The organism is Chitinophaga nivalis (assembly GCF_025989125.1).
GTDB lineage: Bacteria > Bacteroidota > Bacteroidia > Chitinophagales > Chitinophagaceae > Chitinophaga > Chitinophaga nivalis.
The window spans coordinates 6,447,735-6,466,650 of sequence record NZ_JAPDNR010000001.1 but is presented as its reverse complement, the minus strand read 5'-3'; the positions used below and the strand labels follow the sequence as shown (position 1 = coordinate 6,466,650).

At 47.3% G+C, this 18,916-nt stretch carries 14 protein-coding genes; 10 read left to right on the top strand and 4 right to left on the bottom strand.

From position 1 onward, the window contains the following. Positions 1 to 477: 477 nt before the first annotated feature. Complete coding sequence (locus OL444_RS23595) at positions 478 to 2,838, top strand: TonB-dependent receptor (RefSeq protein ID WP_264729376.1); 2,361 nt, start codon at positions 478 to 480, stop codon at positions 2,836 to 2,838. Between the two features lie 20 nt (positions 2,839 to 2,858). Next, positions 2,859 to 4,034 (top strand): PepSY-associated TM helix domain-containing protein, encoded by a 1,176-nt coding sequence (locus OL444_RS23590; RefSeq protein ID WP_264729377.1) that lies wholly within the window; start codon positions 2,859 to 2,861, stop codon positions 4,032 to 4,034. Between the two features lie 98 nt (positions 4,035 to 4,132). Here the strand turns inward: OL444_RS23590 and OL444_RS23585 are convergent, their stop codons facing one another. Next, positions 4,133 to 4,732: a short chain dehydrogenase gene (locus tag OL444_RS23585; RefSeq protein WP_264729378.1), complete on the bottom strand. Its 600-nt coding sequence runs from the start codon at positions 4,730 to 4,732 to the stop codon at positions 4,133 to 4,135. A 91-nt stretch (positions 4,733 to 4,823) separates the two neighbouring features. Next, positions 4,824 to 6,050: a YncE family protein gene (locus tag OL444_RS23580; protein ID WP_264729379.1), complete on the bottom strand. Its 1,227-nt coding sequence runs from the start codon at positions 6,048 to 6,050 to the stop codon at positions 4,824 to 4,826. A 154-nt stretch (positions 6,051 to 6,204) separates the two neighbouring features. Between OL444_RS23580 and OL444_RS23575 the strand changes: the two genes are divergently transcribed. From OL444_RS23575 to OL444_RS23540, 8 genes are all read left to right on the top strand, one after another. Beyond that, complete coding sequence (locus tag OL444_RS23575; RefSeq protein ID WP_264729380.1) at positions 6,205 to 6,651, top strand: hotdog fold thioesterase; 447 nt, start codon at positions 6,205 to 6,207, stop codon at positions 6,649 to 6,651. A 97-nt stretch (positions 6,652 to 6,748) separates the two neighbouring features. After that, complete coding sequence (locus OL444_RS23570) at positions 6,749 to 7,078, top strand: ArsR/SmtB family transcription factor (RefSeq protein WP_264729381.1); 330 nt, start codon at positions 6,749 to 6,751, stop codon at positions 7,076 to 7,078. Positions 7,079 to 7,132: 54 nt separating this feature from the next. Beyond that, complete coding sequence (locus OL444_RS23565; RefSeq protein ID WP_264729382.1) at positions 7,133 to 7,972, top strand: arsenite methyltransferase; 840 nt, start codon at positions 7,133 to 7,135, stop codon at positions 7,970 to 7,972. Between the two features lie 81 nt (positions 7,973 to 8,053). Continuing rightward, the gene (gene arsB / locus OL444_RS23560) at positions 8,054 to 9,157 is read left to right on the top strand and encodes an ACR3 family arsenite efflux transporter (protein WP_264729383.1); all 1,104 of its coding nucleotides are present in this window, start codon (positions 8,054 to 8,056) and stop codon (positions 9,155 to 9,157) included. After that, positions 9,154 to 9,567, top strand: a complete 414-nt coding sequence (locus tag OL444_RS23555) for an arsenate reductase ArsC (RefSeq protein WP_264729384.1) — start codon at positions 9,154 to 9,156, stop codon at positions 9,565 to 9,567. Before arsB ends, OL444_RS23555 begins: the two co-directional genes overlap by 4 nt. A 306-nt stretch (positions 9,568 to 9,873) precedes the next feature. Further along, positions 9,874 to 10,815, top strand: a complete 942-nt coding sequence (locus tag OL444_RS23550) for a tetratricopeptide repeat protein (RefSeq protein ID WP_264729385.1) — start codon at positions 9,874 to 9,876, stop codon at positions 10,813 to 10,815. A gap of 1 nt (position 10,816) precedes the next feature. Beyond that, positions 10,817 to 11,812 (top strand): hypothetical protein, encoded by a 996-nt coding sequence (locus tag OL444_RS23545; protein ID WP_264729386.1) that lies wholly within the window; start codon positions 10,817 to 10,819, stop codon positions 11,810 to 11,812. Positions 11,813 to 12,062: 250 nt separating this feature from the next. Next, a complete protein-coding gene (locus tag OL444_RS23540) occupies positions 12,063 to 13,325 on the top strand; it encodes a M57 family metalloprotease (RefSeq protein ID WP_264729387.1) in 1,263 nt (420 codons plus the stop codon). A gap of 97 nt (positions 13,326 to 13,422) precedes the next feature. Here the strand turns inward: OL444_RS23540 and OL444_RS23535 are convergent, their stop codons facing one another. Then, positions 13,423 to 14,454, bottom strand: coding sequence for a hypothetical protein (locus OL444_RS23535; protein WP_264729388.1), 1,032 nt, complete (start codon positions 14,452 to 14,454; stop codon positions 13,423 to 13,425). 16 nt (positions 14,455 to 14,470) lie between these two features. Next, on the bottom strand, positions 14,471 to 18,889 hold the full coding sequence (locus OL444_RS23530) for a DUF6443 domain-containing protein (RefSeq protein ID WP_264729389.1): 4,419 nt from the start codon (positions 18,887 to 18,889) through the stop codon (positions 14,471 to 14,473). Between the last annotated feature and the right edge of the window lie 27 nt (positions 18,890 to 18,916).

Here is an 18,916-nt window from a genome sequence, read left to right as displayed (position 1 = left end):
GGAACCCGGATATTGTCGGCAATGACAAATTTCCCCCCATTACTGCCATGCGGGTACATGTACCGGAGATACAGGGGAGCCGGTTATATGCAGGCTGTCAGCAACTATCCGGATGATTCTATCTTTCAGAATATTACGCTTTGCGTAATTAAATTTCCCGTTTTGAGCAACGAAATATTGTTCTGCCCGGTAGCTTTGCGGCCTCATTTAAAAGTAACAACTAGTATGAAAGCATCCCTAACTTGTCAGCATACGGTACCGAAAGCCCCTTTTTGTCAGCAGGATGTACTCCATTAGATCGTGCAACATTTTTTATAACGAAACACACAGGAAGCAGTCAGCATACCTGTTGTATAACAGCCGTGTACTGCTATTTCCGGAAACCTGCATTTCATGCTTTACTGTCATATCCGGATCGGAACAACGGGAGTTGTGTTGTGCCGGCCGAATCTGCAATTATTAATCAATCAATAAACTATGTTGAGACACCGTACCAGCCTTTTAACCTTATTGCTGCTATGCTTATCCGCGTTGGGACTATCCGCGCAAACACGTACCGGTAGTGTGGCAGGAAGCGTCAGCACTGCTGATAATGCGCCCCTGGCTTTTGCTTCCGTACTGATGAAAGATACCCGCTATGGTATGATGACGGACGAAAAAGGACACTTTAGTTTTGATGTACCGGCCGGACAATATACCCTCCTTGTTACCTATGCCGGTTATATTGTGACGGAGAAAGCGGTAGCTATAAAGAGCGGCAGCACTACCGATGCAGGCAGCCTGCGTATTGAAGCCTCCCTGCACCGGTTGCGGGAAGTAGTGGTAGCGGATATACAAAAGAATAAATTCGCCAATAAGCAGTCTGCTACTGCCGCCAGGATGCCACTGGGCAACCTGGAAAATCCGCAGACCTACAGTGTTATCCGCAAAGAATTGATACAGGAACAGGTAGCCATTGATTACAATTCCGCCCTGATCAGTGTACCGGCGGCAGTTGTGAACAATGGTGTAAATGAAAGTAACAATGATATCTATATGCGCGGGTTTTCTTCCCAGTCGACCTTCCGCAATGGTCTGGCTACAGACTCCCGTCTGCAGACAGACATCTTTAATATTGAGCAGGTAGAGATCCTGAAAGGGCCTTCCGGAACTTTGTTTGGTGGTCCGATGGTGCGTTATGGCGGTGTGGTGAATAATGTCACCAAAAAGCCTTTTGAGAGCTTCCGTGGAGAAGTGAATTATACTACCGGCAGCTGGGGATTGAACCGTTTGGCGGTAGATATTAATACACCCCTGAATAAGGAACGCACTGCACTGGCCCGGGTGAATGCATTCGGACACAGTCAGAGCAGTTTCCAGGACTATGGCTACCTGCGTAGCTTTGGCGGCGCCGTGAGCCTGGCTTTCAAACCCAACGAACGTACTACCGTGCGTTTTGATGCGGATATAACCAAGGCAGATAAGAACCTGAACGCCTTTATCCGCCCTGGTGACGGGCTTACCGTAAAGAGTGTGGCGGATCTGCACATGGATACCCGGCGTTCGCTCTCCAGCGATGACATTGGTGTTCCCCGTACGATGGTGAATACCTATGCAGAAATAGAATATAAACTCTCTGAACACTGGACTTCCAGAACCAGCTATCAGCATGGTCATTCCGCAGAAAAGCAGGCGATCTTCTTTGTGCCGGCTTTCATCAACGACCAGCAGATCCGCCGGCAATTCCGGATTTTCGAAAACTATGATATCAATACCGATAACCTGCAACAGAATTTTACGGGTGATTTCAAGATAGGTAATGTGCGGAATCGTTTGGTGGTAGGGCTGGATTATTTTGCCCGCAACGAAAGGGTACAAAGCATGATGCCTTACTTATTACCTTATGATACCATTGCCATCCGCGATGCTGCCTGGGCGCCTATTACAAAGGCCCGTATTGCAGCCATCAGGAATCAGTCGGATGTACCGTCAGACAATGATCTCAGCGGCGAAAGAACCTACGGCGTGTATGCATCGGATGTAGTGAACATCACCGATAAGCTCATGGCGATGGCCAGCTTGCGGGTAGACTGGTATGAGAGTCTGCCTATCCGTACCAACGGTATCAGCCTGGAAAACGGCAGCAAACAAACACAGTTCGCTCCTAAACTGGGACTGGTATATCAGCCTGTAAAAGATAAGATAGCGGTTTTTGCCAACTACCTCAATGGTTTTACCAATCCGGCGCCGTCTATGAACTACAATACCATGCAATACAGCTACTGGAAACCGGAACAGGCCAACCAGTGGGAAGCCGGTGTGAAACTGGATCTGCTGGATGGTAAATTGAGCAGTACCCTCAGCTATTATGATATCCGGGTAAAGGATAAAGTAATGGACCTGAATGATGGTACTTCTGTACAGGAAGGCGCACAGGATAGCAAAGGAATCGACATCGATATTATTGCCAACCCGATACGTGGTTTGAACCTGGTAGCGGGATATGGTTACAACGACAATAAATACATCCGTGATGTGGAAGAGCAGCAAGGTAAACGCGCTCCCTGGACGCCCCGGAACGTGGCGAATATCTGGGTAAGCTACCGTTTCATGGATGGCCGTATGCAAGGCCTGGGTATCGGGCTGGGTGCGAATTATGCCGACAAGGTATTTTTCGATACGGATGAAAAATTCGGTGTGCCTTCCTTTACCACAATGAACGGTACGTTGTTTTATGACCAACCGAAATACCGCATCAGCCTGAAGGTAAACAACGTAACCAACCTCCGGTACTGGAACTTCTACGGACAACCACAAAAGCCGCGGGAACTGCTGGCCAGCGTTTCCTATAAATTCTGATGTACTGCTGATAAAATGATATGGAAGCTAAAAAGAAAACGACCCGTAAAAAAGAAAAGTCACTGCTCAGCAGGATCAATGCATGGCTGCACCTGTGGCTGGGCATCTCTTCCGGCCTTATCGTGGTGTTTGTAGCATTTACAGGGACTGTCATTGTTTATTGCGATGAACTGCTGGACCTGTCTGCCGGCAAATCCTTGTATGTAAAGGAAGTAAAAGACAACCGCCTGCCGGTAGACACGTTGCTGAAAAATATACAGCTGGCGTTTCCTGAAAGGGAAGCGCCGGTGCTCATGACGTCTTTTAAAGATCCGGAGCGCACGGTAAAATTCCGGATGTTCAGTGATGAGAAAGGATTGAGCATGGTGTATGTAGATCCTTATTCAGGTGTGGTATTGAAGGATGATGGTTTCGCCCACTTCTTTTATATCATGGCGCATCTGCATTCCTCTTTGTTGTTGCATGATCCGGGCATATGGATTGTGGATATTGCCACGATTATCTTTCTGATAGAGCTGATCACCGGATTGGTTTTATGGTGGCCGGCGAAATGGACTCAGCGCACCCGGGAGGCCAGCTTTACGATTAAATGGAAAGCTACCTTCAAACGATTGAACTATGACCTGCATAACGTACCTGGATTTTATTCGCTGTTGCCGGCGCTGGTACTGACCATAACAGGATTATTGATCGCCTTTGAACCATTGATGGATATGACCAGCAAAACATTTGGAGGCAGAGAAATGCATGAATGGGAAGCATCCCTGCCAGGGTATCAGGCAGGGCGGCAGCAGGCAGATGTGAACCAGACGATCGGGGAGATGTTCCGGCAGCATCCGGATGCCCGCGCCGCGGAGTTGGCGCTGTATGACTGGGATTCTTCCGGTTATTATACCATGTGGGTGGCCCGTAAAATGGGCTTGAAAAGTGCCGAAGGGGCACACCTGAAAGTGATTGATAAATACAGTGGTGCTTCACTGGCTATACCACCGCAGCATGAGCGGGCAGAAGTGATCGATAACATCAACTGGACGCTGCACATGGGCGTATGGAGAGGACAGCTGGGTAAGTTTGTGACCTTCGTGGCCGGACTTATTTGCACCAGTTTGCCGATCACCGGCTTTATTATCTGGTGGGGGCGTGGCCGCAAGAAAAAGAAGGCGGCGCCGCAACGATCGGGAGTAAGTGCCGGTTGAGATTAACCAGTACTGCTAATAGATAAAAAGCGCGCTGTTGTGAGCATATTCACAACAGCGCGCTTTTTTGGATATCATCTTCCTGAAAAAAATAGCTGTTAATACACTTTGATGAGCTGGCCTGTGTTGTTTTCGTATATGCTTTTCCGGTAGGCATCGGTGATAGCCTGCATGGATACGGGTTGTAAGCCGGGAAATAAATGACCGAAATCTTTGGCGGAATCTTCCACCATACCCGGACTTACTACATTGATGCGAAGGCCCCGCGGCAGTTCAATGGCGGCATTTAATACAAAACTATGCAAGCCCCCGCTTACAATGGCGCCGCCGGTTACGCCCTTGTAGGGGATATCAGCGAAGATGCCGCTGGTGAGTGTAAAGGAACCGTTGTCGTTTAAATAATGTTGCCCGATCAATACCAGGTTAATTTGTCCGAACAGTTTTCCCTGCATATCGGCGAGTAGTTGTTTTTCCGTCAGCGTGGAAAAATTATCAAGAGGGCCGGAGGCTGCAATACAAATGCAGGCATCTATCCCTTTCACCTCCTGAAACAGTTGACGGATAGCTGTTGCATCGGTAACGTCTACACGAATATCGCCGCTGTTTCTGCCGGCGGTGATGATAGTATCTGTGGATGACAGCGCCGGTACTAATTTCCGGCCGATTGTTCCGCTGGCGCCAATGACGAGTATTTTCATGATATCGTTTTATAAACTACTGATATCATAAAGCTACTGTAAAATTGATACGGATAAAAGGGTGTTGGATGAGCGGGGCGATGCCTGTTGGCTAATGATGCATATAATGTGCGCTTCCCAATGTACCTTCTATTGATTCCGGTAAAAGACCGTATTTATTCCGCATATCTACGCGGCCCAGCATTTCGCCGGTATTCACATCCACGAGATCAATGGTGCCGGCATTGAGGTCTGGCAGGTTTAGCAGATTATTCTGGATGGCTACGACGGAGCGGCCTGATTTTGTTTTGAAGAATGCCATGTGGTGCGCGCCTTTGTTGGCCGGTAATGTTTTCAACAGTTTTAATTGTGGTAATTGGCTGATGTCAAATACCAGTACTTTGCCCGGCTTGCCAAATGATACATACAATAATTTGTCTGCCGCGATATAAAATTCCAGTGCCCAGCCCAGGCCCATATCCGCTCCTTTCAGTACGCGTTGAAAAGGATTAAACCGGTGTTGCTGGTTATTGTAGGAGGCCATCCAGATATCGCCGCCGAGCATGGTATTGGTCAGCGCAAAGGGAGGGAATTCGTTGCGCAGCAATAGTACTTCCACCGGGGAAGAGAGATCTTTTGCACTGTCGGCCACCTGGTAGGTTTTGATGATCTGATAGGTGTTCATGTCTATCAGGGTACAGGTGTTACCTACGCCGGAGGTAAGGTCCGGGTGAATGGTGCTGGTAACCATGGCCAGTTTCTTTTCTTCATTCATGGAGATACCATGCGGGTATAGAATAAATTTATCCGGGTTGTCGGCTTCTTTTCCTTTAATCGTTTTGATCAGTTCATTGGTGGTGGCATTGAATACGCCTACACTGCCATCGCGCAGGCCGCCCTGGCCACCCATAAAGGTGACCCAGTATTCGCCGTTTTTCGTAAAGAAAATATCTTCTCCGACCTGATTGCCGTGGGTATTAATCGGATTTACCTGGTAGATGATGGGATAACCGTCTTTATTCCATTCCATCTTCAATTCATAGAGGTATTCGCCTCCCAGGGCCGTTGTGAAAAGTTTTTTTTCATCTCTGTTGAAGTAGAGATGGTGAGGTAATACACCTTTGCCAATTTCGGTGTTGGAAAGGATATTGGCAAAGTCGGGCGACTCCGGATCCAGTTCCATGACCAGTACGCCGTCTTTTCCTCCGCCGAGATTTCTGTAGTCAATAAAGAATAATGTCTTTTGTTTCACTGCGGGATCCTCGTCCCGCCTGCATGTAATACAACATGCGATAATAAGTGTCAGTGTGATAATGACCTTATAGGATGGCGCGTGCATATGACTGAATTTAAGAACGTTGGAATTACTTTGAAGTTACAGTTTTCTATATGTAAATGGCCTGCAGTAGGGGATTCCCGCGGGAATGTGGCTATTTATGGATACACTATTTAAATTTAATATCTTTCAGCAAAGAAATAATGTTGTTATAAATATGAAATCTATCTGGTATTCAACTGATATTACGCTTGTACAATTGAATGAGGAAAGTACGGCTACCATGAATGCTCACCTGGGTATGGAGTTTACGGAATTAGGTGTTGATTATTTAGTTGCCCGCATGCCGGTAGATAGCAGAACGGTGCAGAAGTACGGGATATTGCATGGCGGCGCATCGGTGGCGTTGGCGGAAACGGTGGGCAGTATTGCTTCTACCTTGATCATTGATCCTGTGCAACAGCTTTGTGTAGGAATGGAGATCAATGCCAATCATGTGCGGGGGGTAAGAAGCGGGTTTGTTCATGCGAAGGCAACGCCGCTACACATCGGCGGCAAGAGCCATGTCTGGGATATTCGTATTACAGATGATCAGCAGCAGCTGATCTGTGTTTGCCGGCATACGGTGGTGGTGTTGAATAAAGCGGACCATATAGTCCGGTAACAGGAGGGTACCTTTCCGGAACGGTCGTATTTTAAAATCATTTTTGCTAGTGTTGTTATTAATCGTAATATTGCGATGTGTTAAAGCAGTAATATTTATGGGAGCTACGAAATCGGATTTATTTACCCAGCAACAAAATGAACTGGCCAATATGGCGAAGGCGTTGGCACACCCTGCCAGGATCGCTATTTTGCAGTATCTGGTTAAAAAGAATGCCTGCGTATGCGGTGATCTGGTGGAAGAATTGGGGTTGGCGCAAGCCACTACTTCCCAGCACCTGAAAGAGTTGAAAATAGCAGGCCTGATTCAGGGGACTATTGAAGGAGCGAGTGTTTGCTATTGTATTAATCCGAAGGTCTGGAACCGGTATGGTAAGCTACTGGGAGCCTTCTTTAGTGAGGCTGCTGACATCACTTCCTGCTGCTAAAAATTTTTTGTCTTCTATTATCGCAATATTGCAATTATACAATGAATTATTCCCATGGCTACTGATGAACAAATAAAAGAAAGTGTAAGAGCACAATACGGGGTTATTGCGCAACAGGATAAGGCTACCAATGCGGCATCATGCTGTGGCGCCGGCGCCTGTTCCACCGAGGTATATCACCTCATGAGCGATGACTACAGCCACCTGGCTGGATATAACCCGGATGCCGACCTGGGGCTGGGATGTGGGCTGCCCACGCAGTTTGCAAAAATCAGGCAGGGGGATACCGTCATAGACCTGGGTTCCGGCGCGGGGAATGATTGTTTTGTCGCCAGGCAGGCAACAGGTGAAACAGGAAAAGTGATCGGGATTGATTTTACCCCGGAGATGATTGAAAAAGCCCGTGCCAATGCCGCAAAGCTGCAGTTTAGTAATGTGACGTTCCGGGAGGGAGACATAGAGCAGATGCCCGTAGCGGGGGGCACAGCAGATGTGGTGGTAAGTAACTGCGTGTTGAACCTGGTACCTGGTAAACAACAGGTTATGCAGGAAATCTTTCGCGTGTTGAAACCAGGGGGGCATTTCAGTATCTCAGACATTGTGCTGGATGGCGTATTACCGGATAAAATCAAAGCAGCTGCGGAAATGTACGCCGGCTGTATATCCGGCGCTATTCAAAAGGAAGCATACCTGGCATTGATCGCGGATACCGGCTTTCAGCAGCTGACCATTCAACAGGAAAAAACCATTCATATACCGGATGATATCCTGTTGCAATACCTGACAGCGGATGAAATCATCCCTTTCAGACAAAGCGGGATGGGGATATACAGCATCACGGTATATGCGGAAAAGCCGGGCACAGCTGCCTGTTGCCCGCCGGGCTGTTGTTAGGCCGCCACAGCTAACAGTACGAGTGAACCGGGAACCGTTACGGCGATTCCCGGACAGTCTTTAACAGGAAACTTATTTTTTATGCAACACGATCATCCGGCATCGCGCAGGAGACTGAATTTTTTAGACCGCTACCTGACCCTATGGATCTTACTGGCTATGGCGGCAGGCGTTGGTATCGGTTACTTTTTCCCGGCATCGGCCGGCTTTATTCATTCCTTTTCATATGGTGCCACCAACATTCCGTTGGCAGCCGGATTAATACTGATGATGTATCCGCCGCTCACAAAAGTGAAGTACGATCAGATCGGGGTGGTATTTCGTAATAAGCGGGTATTAACGCGTTCGCTGCTGCTGAATTGGGTGATTGGTCCGGTATTGATGTTCGGGTTGGCCGTACTTTTTTTACAGGAATTTCCGGCCTATATGACCGGTTTAATACTGATTGGATTAGCCCGGTGTATCGCCATGGTGATGGTCTGGAATGAACTGGCAGCTGGTAATAGGGAATATGCCGCCGGACTGGTAGCCCTCAATAGTATTTTTCAGGTATTGTTATACAGCGTATATGCGTATGTGTTTATCACCTGGTTGCCGGCGGTGTTTGGCCTGCAGGGGATGACGGTAACCGTTTCTATGAAAGAGGTGGCTCAAAGTACAGCCATCTACCTGGGGATTCCGTTTGCTGTAGGTATGATCAGCAGGTATAGCCTGATTGCCTTAAAAGGAGCGGAGTGGTTTGAGGAAAAATTTATACCGTTCATCTCTCCGGTTACCCTGATCGCATTACTGTTTACCATTGTGGTGATGTTCAGCCTCAAAGGAGAACTGATTGTACAGTTACCGATGGACGTTGTACGTATTGCCATTCCGCTGGTCATCTATTTTGTGCTGATGTTCCTGTTGAGTTTCGTGCTGGGTAAGATGGCCGGCGTGGATTATCCGCAAAATGCAGCCATGGCCTTTACGGCAGCCGGCAACAATTTTGAACTGGCGATTGCTGTAGCCATCGGTGTATTCGGAATCAACTCCGGACAAGCCTTTGCCGGCGTTATTGGTCCGCTGGTGGAAGTACCGGCATTGATTGCCCTGGTACAGGTGGCCGGATGGTTGCGCAAGCGCTGGTATCCGGCAACAGCTATTACCGTCACTCCATCAACAACGATCGCTAAAAACAACCTATGAAAAAAGTATTAGTCCTTTGCACCGGCAACAGCTGCCGGAGTCAGATTGCAGAAGGTTATCTGCGATATTTTGCCGGCGATAAAGCCGTTATTTATAGCGCCGGTGTGGAAACCCATGGTGTGAATCCCCGTGCGATAGCCACTATGGCAGCAGACGGTATCGATATCACCCAACATACCTCCAATCATATCAACGAATACCAGGGAATTGATTTCGACTACGTCATTACGGTATGCGATCATGCCAAAGAGCGATGTCCTTTCTTCCCATCTTCCGCAAAAAAACTACATGAAAACTTTCCGGACCCGGCGAAAGCAACAGGAACGGAAGCGGAAATCATGGCTGCATTCAGCAATGTGCGGGATATCATTAAGGCATATACGAAAGATTTTGTCGCGACTTATCTTTAAAGACAGGTGTGGGATTATCATCTTTGAGCAACAGATTTTTACCAGGAATAGTTGTGTGAGATGATTAACTGTAAAGGATTTCGTAAACTGCTTCCCCTGTTTTTATGAGTGGTGTATATTGTTTGTTATGCCAGATGAGCGGATATGGGTTGATGATATAATGTATACCGATCGCTCCGACCTTAAATATATAACAACATTGAGGTGCTTATTTATTCCCCTACAGTTTATTGTCAGGGGAATAAATATTTTATTTATCTTTCAGTATATATTTTCGTTATATGAAAACCGCAACCCTTTTGATCCATGAAATACATAGCAGATATTATTCCCTCAAATGCGAAAGTACTACCTGATTACTTTAAAGCCGGTACATCTAATCGTTCTAATGTCAGTGTCGTCACCAAAATAACAGGTAACCTGCTGGCGGGCATATTCTTTTTATTTGCGCTGGGTTCCATCCCGCATCCCTTACTGGCGTTGTTGTCTGGCCTTATGGGAATAGGACTACTCCCGGCAGCCTATCCATGGATATCCCGCAAATTGCAATTTGACTATACACCTGCTGTCAGGCGTATCACATACGCCATATTATTAGTCCCGTTTTTGGGTCTGGTAACTTATTATAGCAAAGTAGATGCAAAAGTAGCAGGTGAGCGACAGGTGGTGGCGCAACGGCAACAACAGGAGCAAGCTGTTATCCATGCAAAAGACAGTATCCGGAGAGATAGTTTACGTAATTATCTTGCTTTGTTAAAAGAAAAACAAACAACAGGAAAACTTGCTGCGACAGAGGCGGGCGACATGCTGGCGAAATCTTTTTCAATGGCAGAGAGTCCGGAGGAAAAGCAACAGGTGCAGGTGATTAAGTTTGATATTGACAAAGACATTACCTTAAAATTAGTCAAAGCAGGTCAGTATAAACCCGCGATAACAGCGCTGACTGATTTACTCGCTCAGGCGCCGGAAGATGTCAGCTTGTTATACAACAGGGCCTTGTGCTACGACAAAACAGGCGCGCCGGAAGAAGCGGTGCGTGATCTGCGCCAGGCGATGAAGACAGGTAGTCAGGACGCTGAAAAGTATCATGATAAAATTAATCCGGAACGTAAAAGGGTCATTGGTTATGTAACCCGGTGCTGCGATGGTAGTACTTCCAACGCCAAAGGAAGGGGCGCCTGTTCCTCGCATGGCGGGGTATGTAATTGGAATGACCCGGTTTATGAAACCTACAGAAAATACGAGTAGCATGCAACATAGTCCATTTCAGGTAATCCCTTTGAAACGCCCGGGTTTTTTCAGAAAACTATTCCGGCAACGAATCGAAGAAAATGCATTAATAGAAGTAAATAATTTACTGGCTACTGTTTCTGTTGATCAGCTTACGCAAGCTGCCATTGTTGAAATTGAGCATAGATATAACGTCAATCTATATCGGACTTTTACCCTGAATATGCAGGAGTTTTATGCGGTATACCTGCAGTTTTCCCTGGATCGTTGCGCACCGGAACATTTTGCCGGCAGGAAGCTGACGCATTTACAGTCCTTGCTTAAATTGAGTGATAACGAGATTGGATTATTTCATCTCAGGATCGGAGAAAAATATTTTCGGGAGGCCGTTAAAAGTATCATCAGAGATGGTAGCTATACTATCAACGATCAACAAAAACTACAGACCATTGCCAGTAACCTGCAATTTCCGATAGACCGGGCGAGGCAGCTCAGCCTGGAGATCCGGCAGGAATACGTTGGTAAACAACTGCAACGGGCTGTTGAAAGTAAGCGACTTTCCCCCAACAATAAGATGGACCTGCTCGTGCTGGCCAGAAAACTGGATGTAGATATTTTACAGGATCGCGCTATCAGGCAACAGCTGGATGACGCTGAAAGCTGCTGGCGGCTGGAGCATGAGCCGTTACCGGGTATTACACCGGATATAGATCTGCCTCAACAGGAAACCTGTTATTTCAGGTGCACGGGGGTGCGTTGGTATGAGGACCGGTCAATAGGGAGAGGCATGTCTCAACCCACTCTTATTCAAACGGGCACCTTGTATATCACCAATAAACAATTGCTTTTCACCGCGAGTGATAAAACTTCTAAAATAAAACTGGAGAAAATACTACGGTTTAACCAACAAGCGAATACGATCACCATCATCAAAGATACCGGCAGAAATCCCACATTGGACCTGGGCGAATCTACAGATAAACTGGCGATTATACTGAAACGTGTCATGGACTAAGCTGTTCTGTAAAAAGAAAATAGCAGCCGGCTCATATGCATGTGAGCCGGCATTTTTATGTATCACTGATTGATCGGAACACTGCGGATTTACTGCAGTTGGTACGGCTACATTTGTTACTATAGCGTTAACCTGTCATAAAATATACCTATACCGATTTGCTGTGCCGGACATACGGTTGTTCGTTCCTACTCAATCCGGACTAAATATATCAGCCAGGATTTTATTCATCATTTAAACACTCATTTACATGAAGTATTTTGCTACAACGCTGCTATGCGTGATGCTGATTTCTTGTTTCGTATGCATTCAATCCTGTAAAAAAGAAGAAAAAGTTGCCGCCACTACTTCCGCAGATATCCCTGCAGCTGTATTAAGTAAAATAAAAGCCCAGGGCTTCAGTACCCGGGATGTAAAAAAAGTGGAAGGCGGTTATGTGGTGGAAGGGGATATCTTTTTATCAACAGCGGCACTGGCGGAGCAGCCGGTTTCTCCTACCATGCGGGTAGCGCAGAGCGAGCAATACCGCACCCATAACGTGATCACCGGATTACCACGTGTGATCACTATTTCTGTAACAAACCTACCTGTTGGTTATGGTGCTGCTGCGGATGTGGCCATCGCCCGGTTTAATGCGCTGGGTTTACAGCTTACCTTCTCACGGGTGGCGAGTGGAGGAGATGTAAATATTCAGTATGCCAGCCTGGGATCAGGTGTATTGGGACGTTCTGCCGGTTTTCCTACCAGCAGCGGTAATCCGCCAAGTCCTATATTGCTGAATGCTGATGACAATGCATTGGGCAGCAATCCGGAGCAGTCTTATCTGGCCAGTGTGATTACACATGAAATCGGACATACCATCGGATTCCGTCATACAGATTATTTTAACCGGGGCTATAGTTGTAGTATTGGTAGCAATGAGGGAGATGGAGGCGTTGGTGCTGTGCCCATTCCGGGATCGCCTACTGCCGAAGATCCCAACAGCTGGATGCTGGCCTGTATTGGTACCGGTGTCACCCGGTTGTTTAACGCCAATGATGTGAGCGCGCTGGATTACCTGTATGGCAGCCGGATGCTGAACCCATTGCGGGATGGAATCTATCGGTTGGTGAATGTCAACAGCAGAAAGGTGCTGGATGTATCTGAGGAGTCTTCAAATAACGGCGCGGTAGTACATCAATGGGAATGGTGGAATGGCAATAATCAGAAATGGTACCTCACTTACCAGGGAGAGGGTTATTACAAACTGACTGCTTACCATAGCGGAAAAGTACTGGATGTGATCGGAGGCTCCCCCGATAATGGAGCCGTTTTACATCAATGGGATTGGTGGAATATTCATAATCAACACTGGCGGCTTTTACGTAATGCAGATGGAAGTTATGGACTGGTAAACCGTAAAAGCGGAAAAGTAGCAGATGTAAAGGATGGCTCTCACAGCAATGGCGCTGTTGTGCAGCAATGGGACTGGTGGGCTGCCAATCACCAACGCTGGTTTATAGAAAAACTTTAAAATTAATGCCAGTTATAAAGCAAGCAGCCATCTCCTGTAATGGAGATGGCTGCTTGTTTATTTTATATCATCCGGACAGGATGATAATGGCTGGTATTTACAACGCAGTAACCTGGTGAATATGGTAGATGAAATTGTTCTCTTTCAAAGTACCTTTCAACAATGCTCCTCCGATTACGGCATCTTGTCCTGTAAACCCGGATTGGAACCGGGTGATCTCTTCCGCCGGAAAACGACCACTCAGATATACATGCGGTATATGATATACCCCTGTTAAAGCGGTATTGTCTGGCTGCACCGTATCCGTTGAAATCACCTGTAAAGCAGGATGCCCGGTCAGCGGAGCAAATGATGCTACCTTGATGTTGGCCAGCCGCAGTTTTTTCAATGCCTGCAAATCTGCTGTGAATGCAATGTCTGTGATCTTCGGGCATCTGGATATTTCCAGCAACTGCAACGCAGGAATATGTTGCAGCTCCGCTGCATGTTGCTGACTAAATCCCTTCAATCCAATCAGACTTAATACCTGTAAGCCGGTGATATGTGCCAGCACTTTATAATCAGCTAACTGCGTAAAGTTCAGACAGAGATTTTTGATAAAAGGGATGTTGGTCAGCAAACCGGAATTTTTCAATTCGCCAACCGTTAATCCTAATGTATCCAATCCATTTGCCCATACTATTTTGTCGAGGTCCTGCTGAATGTTGATCAGGTTAAGCCGCTTTAACTGCTGCAGTTTTTGCAGCGGTAACAAAGAAGTCTTGCATTTCAACGGCGCATGTATGATCAGTGTTTCCAGCAAGGGAAGTTGCTCCAGGAAGTTGAGTGATGTCCAGTTGCCGGCGTTACCACCAATAGATAAATGACGCACGTGAGCGAAAGCAGGCCAGTCTATTTGTGAGATGTTTGCAGCTGCATAGAAGCGCAGCTGCAAATGAGGATATTGATGGATAGCCCTGGCTACGGCCAGCATGGAGGATGCCGGCAGCTCGTCATTGATCTGCAGGACCTGCTTACCGGCCATTAGCTCCGTATTCTCCAGGTCAGTGATCTTATTTGCCTGAAGTGTTGGGATATCCGGATCGATATCTTTTCCCAATTCAAAAATAGTATTACCTGATTGCAGCATGTTGTTGTCTTTCCTGTTATTTATAGATATCGAACAAGTTCCATAATTTTTCTGAAATACCATTTACTTCATTCAGTAACTGACCACCATTGGAACCCATCCCATATTTGTTGATCAGTTGTTGTTCCAGTTTACGAGCCTGCCGATAAGTGAGCCCGGTCTGTAATTCGCCAAAAATAAGCCCTGTTTTACCATTGGCATAATGTTGTGCCACCCTGACTTCAAATCGTTGACTGGTACGGCCTACATATCGCACAGTGCCGGTAGCATCAATGGCCTGATACACACTGTGTGATTTGGACGCCATTTTGGATGTTATGCCTACGACGGCTGCCATGGTAGCTTTACCAACCTTGAGTTTGGCGGCTATCATCGCACCCTTTGCTACTGCACCCGCCAGCGGAATGGCAGACGCCAGATTGAGTAATCCGCTACCCCAGTTGCCTCTGTAAAAGTCGATGCCGGCATTTAAAACACCCGCTACCGTTTGTGCACCAGGTATAAATCCTGCACCATCGAGTGCCAGCTGTACGTTGTCTAATGTACCATTAACCTTTTCTTTTTTGTCGATGTTGGCAATATCTGCTTTCGGTATTTCAATTCTGGTAAAAGCACCATTCAGCCCATTTTGAGAGATAGGGGTTCTGTCGCTGTTATAACCAAAAAATGCACCCACGGTAAAGGAGTAGGAATCCGGCCCGTTATACAGTTCGCCGGTGATTAATCCGGCCATTCCGGTCCATTCTCCGTTCATGCCCTGTTGCCAGTAGCTGTAGCCGTTATCTGGCGTGTGGTTCCACAGATAATCGATCAGGTCTTTTGCATTTTTGAACTCGGGAATAGCGCCGGAAGGATCGCTCATATTCACCGGGTTGTCTAACGCAAAGGTATAAGGCGACCAGTCGGTCAGATAGGGCGCCATCGGATCCACTTGCTGGAAACGGCCGATTTGCGGATCATATCCCCGGAAGTTGGTTTCGTAATAGTCCAGTCCCAGGGAGGTATTTAATTCAGCACCTGCATTATACCGGAATGTATTTTCCTTGTATTGGGTACCTTTCAGTGCGTTCCTGCTGATGCCGGACATCGTCATCCCGAATGGATAATAATGCGTTTCTTCGGCAATGCTACCGGCAATATGTGCTACTGTTACATTATCGAAGTAAACATCTTCCGTACTTTCATTGCTGACATATACATAGAGCAATCCGCTTTTACGGACTACCATTTTGCCTTGTTCCAGTGTTTGCAGTACGTCCTGCGCGGCTTCCACCTGTTTTACCCCGCTGTTCTCTTCCACCATTTTCAACTGATCATCGAATATGACATAGTTGAGATAAGCCTTGGGTCTGCCGGCGACATCCGGATTTTTTTCTTTTTCTTTCAGCCGCTGGTACTGGTTATTGTAGAAGTCAGGCGTAAAGGCGGTAGACATGGATTGACCGGAACCTTTGCCACCGGGCGTTGTACCGGGAGCTGCCAGGGCTTGTGTTAGCGCCAGCAACATGTCTTCCGGTGTACTTTGCGGCCGTTGCGATACCCCCGTTGATTTATAAAAGGCTTTTGCACCAATGGCGATGGTATCGCCGGCCATTACCCGTAACACGAGTGAAGGACCGATTTTTTTATCTGGCTGCCGGGCATTCAGTCTGGCAACAAATGCATTTTTGTTGCTCGTCTGATCCGTAGGATATCCGGCGGGTTTGGCACTCCTGCTATTATCAACGTTGCTGAACAACAGGTTTTCACGGCCTGCATTTTCTGACTCCATCGTAGCCATGTACAGGTTCGTGGTGGTCTGCTCCGTCAATACCATCCGCACGTTTTTCTGATGGTCTCTGATGAAGTAGTCGTAAACCAGTTCCGGCGCTGTCTGGCTGCCAGCCTTGTATACAGCGCGTATTCTGCCTTCTTCCGTACTCAGGAGCTGCAGGCTGTCGCCCTGATAAATGATGCCTTCTGTATAGTCGGTAACTACATCCGGTTTCCCGTTTTCACTGACGGTTTTACGCAGTTTATTACCTTCTGCATCGTAGATGTATTTAACGGTACCTTTTCCTGTTACGATCAGTTTTTCCGGCAGGTTGAGATAGTTGTACTCAATTTTTTCTACCGACTTGTTTTTATCATATACCATGCTGCCATTGGCATCATAGCTATAGTCTGCATCTACATTGGTACCGTTGGTGAAATCGCCCACATTGTTATTGCCGGCATTATCATCCACTTTTATCAGCTTATTGCTGAAACCATTATTGTCATAAGTATACGTGAGGTTGTCGATATCTTTACTGGTTGCACCTGAAATACCTTTGCTGATCATGGTTTGCAGGTTACCATTCACATCGTAGGTGATGTTACGAACGCTGAAATCAACGTCAGCAAAGGTGGCCCATGCACCAGACCTGTTTTCTGTAAAATCGGCTTTACTGAGTCTGTTGGCGGCATCGTAGGCATATCCGTAAGCCCGTTTCTGCCCGTCGCCGGCGCTGCGCCAGCTTACACCTGCCAGCTGTCCATCGTATTGTTTATTGTTGAAGCCATTGTCATAGAACAGCTCCATACCGAAATAGTTACCGGCGCCCCCATTGTTGTAATCCTTGTTGATCGCTTTCAGCCAGCCGCGGATCTGGTAGGTATAGTCCAGCGTTTCCAGCTGACTGGTCCCGTTGAAGCCCAGCTTTTTGGAAGTGAGTTGTCCCAGTTCATCATATACATGATAGCTGATGATTTTTTCTTTGGCGATATCATTGTTGATTCGTTTTCTCACTTTCACTAACCGGCCGCTGTGATCGTACTCGTTCATGGTGAGTACTTCGGTGCTGGCAGTCAGCTGGCTGCGGGGATTGTTTTGCAACAGATGTATGCTCAGCAATTTCCCGGAGAAGTCATACAGATGAGTCGTGATGGTTTCTCCTCCCTGTAGTTGCTGGGAGACAGCTTGTAAAGCATTACCCTTTGCATCAAAATATACCGTGGAATACAACCATTTGTCTACGCCCAGTACCTTTACCCGGGTACCTGTCAGTAAACCGGTAGTGAGAGGGGAGAAGGAAGAAGGCCGCAGCGGGTATGGGTTGATACCTTCCTGTGGTTTATTCAGCAGTTCCGGATGGAAGGCTGCTTTACCCTGCCAGTTGTAATCATCATAGTAATTGCAGAGCAACGGTTCCAGGCTGGCTATCGTCAGGGCAGGCAATGCATTATCCACTGCTATGTTTTCAGCAGGAGCGCCGCCGCCTGCCGGTATGGCAATGTTTGTTGCCACGCCACTGCTCATCGCCGTCTGCAGCTGGGCACGTGTTTGCGTAGTGGCGTACAGGCCTTTTAACACCATCCGGTTGCGGACATCGTAAAAGGTTACCATCCATTTGCCGATTGCGCGTTGGTTGCCATCCTGGGTAAAAGCTATCCTGTCGCGGTTATCATACACGGTTTCCACGGCACTGGTACCAGGCACTTTCAGGCTGATCATCCTGTTTTTGCTATCGTACCGGTACTGAAAACAAAGTTCATCCGCAATGGTCTGTGGAAGCTGGTTACCGTTAGCGATTGCATAGGCGGCTGCTTTGGGAGGAATGACGATACGGAGGTTACCGGCATCATCATATACATAATAGGTACTCAGCCAGCCGGCAGGGTCATTGGCGGCACCTGGTGTAATCTCTACCCGCTTTAACAGGAGTTTGTCTTCCTGGTCCTTAAAGAGGAGGATCCGGTTGCCCTGCTCACTGATACTGATTTGTTTGTACAGCGCGCCGTTGGGAAAGAAGCCTGTCACAGCAGGAAGGGTACCGCTGATCGGGAAAGACCAGCTCAACACCGCATCGGCCGCCACGTTTCCTTCGAGTTTTCTTTCCGCGGGTTTGTTACCGCCGCTCACTGCCCAGCTGTTGCCCGGTGCGTATATTTTTTTGACATTGTTTAACGGCGATTCGTCGAATGCCGTTTGACTATAATATACTTTTTCATCAGGGTATTGACTACTCATGAACTGCGCCTGTTCTGTAAAGGCTGCCTTCTTGAATTGGCCACTACTCTCAACGGAAGGATAGGAGAGGTATTGATAGGGTTGTCTTCCGAATTCATCATAAGTGGTGGGTTCTACCCAATCTTTCTTACCGGAAGTAAACTGTTTGATAACTTTTTGTACTTGTCTGCCAAGTCCGTCTATAAACACGGCACTTTGCCTGACTTCTGTCACGGCACGTCCCGGATCGGTTACAAAACCGATGTTGCCGGTTGGCATGACAGGCTCCCAGGTAGTGATACGGTTCAAAGAGGTATCGGTGGCATAGGCTGCCGGCAGGGGTACTGCAGTGGCAGCAGGTTTATTGCTTTGATCGGGCTTATTTTGCGCCAGCAATGTAAAGGGCATTATTAACAGCCCGGCCAGCAGGCGGTTAAAATAGCGTCCGGATATATTATTCAGCATTTTTCTGCAGGGATAAAAGTGAATGAA

Excerpts from the sequence above, each read along its gene's own strand:
- OL444_RS23595 (WP_264729376.1), top strand. The coding sequence starts at position 478 with ATGTTGAGACACCGTACCAGCCTTTTAACCTTATTGCTGCTATGCTTA.
- OL444_RS23590 (WP_264729377.1), top strand. The coding sequence starts at position 2,859 with ATGGAAGCTAAAAAGAAAACGACCCGTAAAAAAGAAAAGTCACTGCTC.
- OL444_RS23585 (WP_264729378.1), bottom strand. The coding sequence starts at position 4,732 with ATGAAAATACTCGTCATTGGCGCCAGCGGAACAATCGGCCGGAAATTA.
- OL444_RS23580 (WP_264729379.1), bottom strand. The coding sequence starts at position 6,050 with ATGCACGCGCCATCCTATAAGGTCATTATCACACTGACACTTATTATC.
- OL444_RS23575 (WP_264729380.1), top strand. The coding sequence starts at position 6,205 with ATGAAATCTATCTGGTATTCAACTGATATTACGCTTGTACAATTGAAT.
- OL444_RS23570 (WP_264729381.1), top strand. The coding sequence starts at position 6,749 with ATGGGAGCTACGAAATCGGATTTATTTACCCAGCAACAAAATGAACTG.
- OL444_RS23565 (WP_264729382.1), top strand. The coding sequence starts at position 7,133 with ATGGCTACTGATGAACAAATAAAAGAAAGTGTAAGAGCACAATACGGG.
- arsB (WP_264729383.1), top strand. The coding sequence starts at position 8,054 with ATGCAACACGATCATCCGGCATCGCGCAGGAGACTGAATTTTTTAGAC.
- OL444_RS23555 (WP_264729384.1), top strand. The coding sequence starts at position 9,154 with ATGAAAAAAGTATTAGTCCTTTGCACCGGCAACAGCTGCCGGAGTCAG.
- OL444_RS23550 (WP_264729385.1), top strand. The coding sequence starts at position 9,874 with ATGAAATACATAGCAGATATTATTCCCTCAAATGCGAAAGTACTACCT.
- OL444_RS23545 (WP_264729386.1), top strand. The coding sequence starts at position 10,817 with ATGCAACATAGTCCATTTCAGGTAATCCCTTTGAAACGCCCGGGTTTT.
- OL444_RS23540 (WP_264729387.1), top strand. The coding sequence starts at position 12,063 with ATGAAGTATTTTGCTACAACGCTGCTATGCGTGATGCTGATTTCTTGT.
- OL444_RS23535 (WP_264729388.1), bottom strand. The coding sequence starts at position 14,454 with ATGCTGCAATCAGGTAATACTATTTTTGAATTGGGAAAAGATATCGAT.
- OL444_RS23530 (WP_264729389.1), bottom strand. The coding sequence starts at position 18,889 with ATGCTGAATAATATATCCGGACGCTATTTTAACCGCCTGCTGGCCGGG.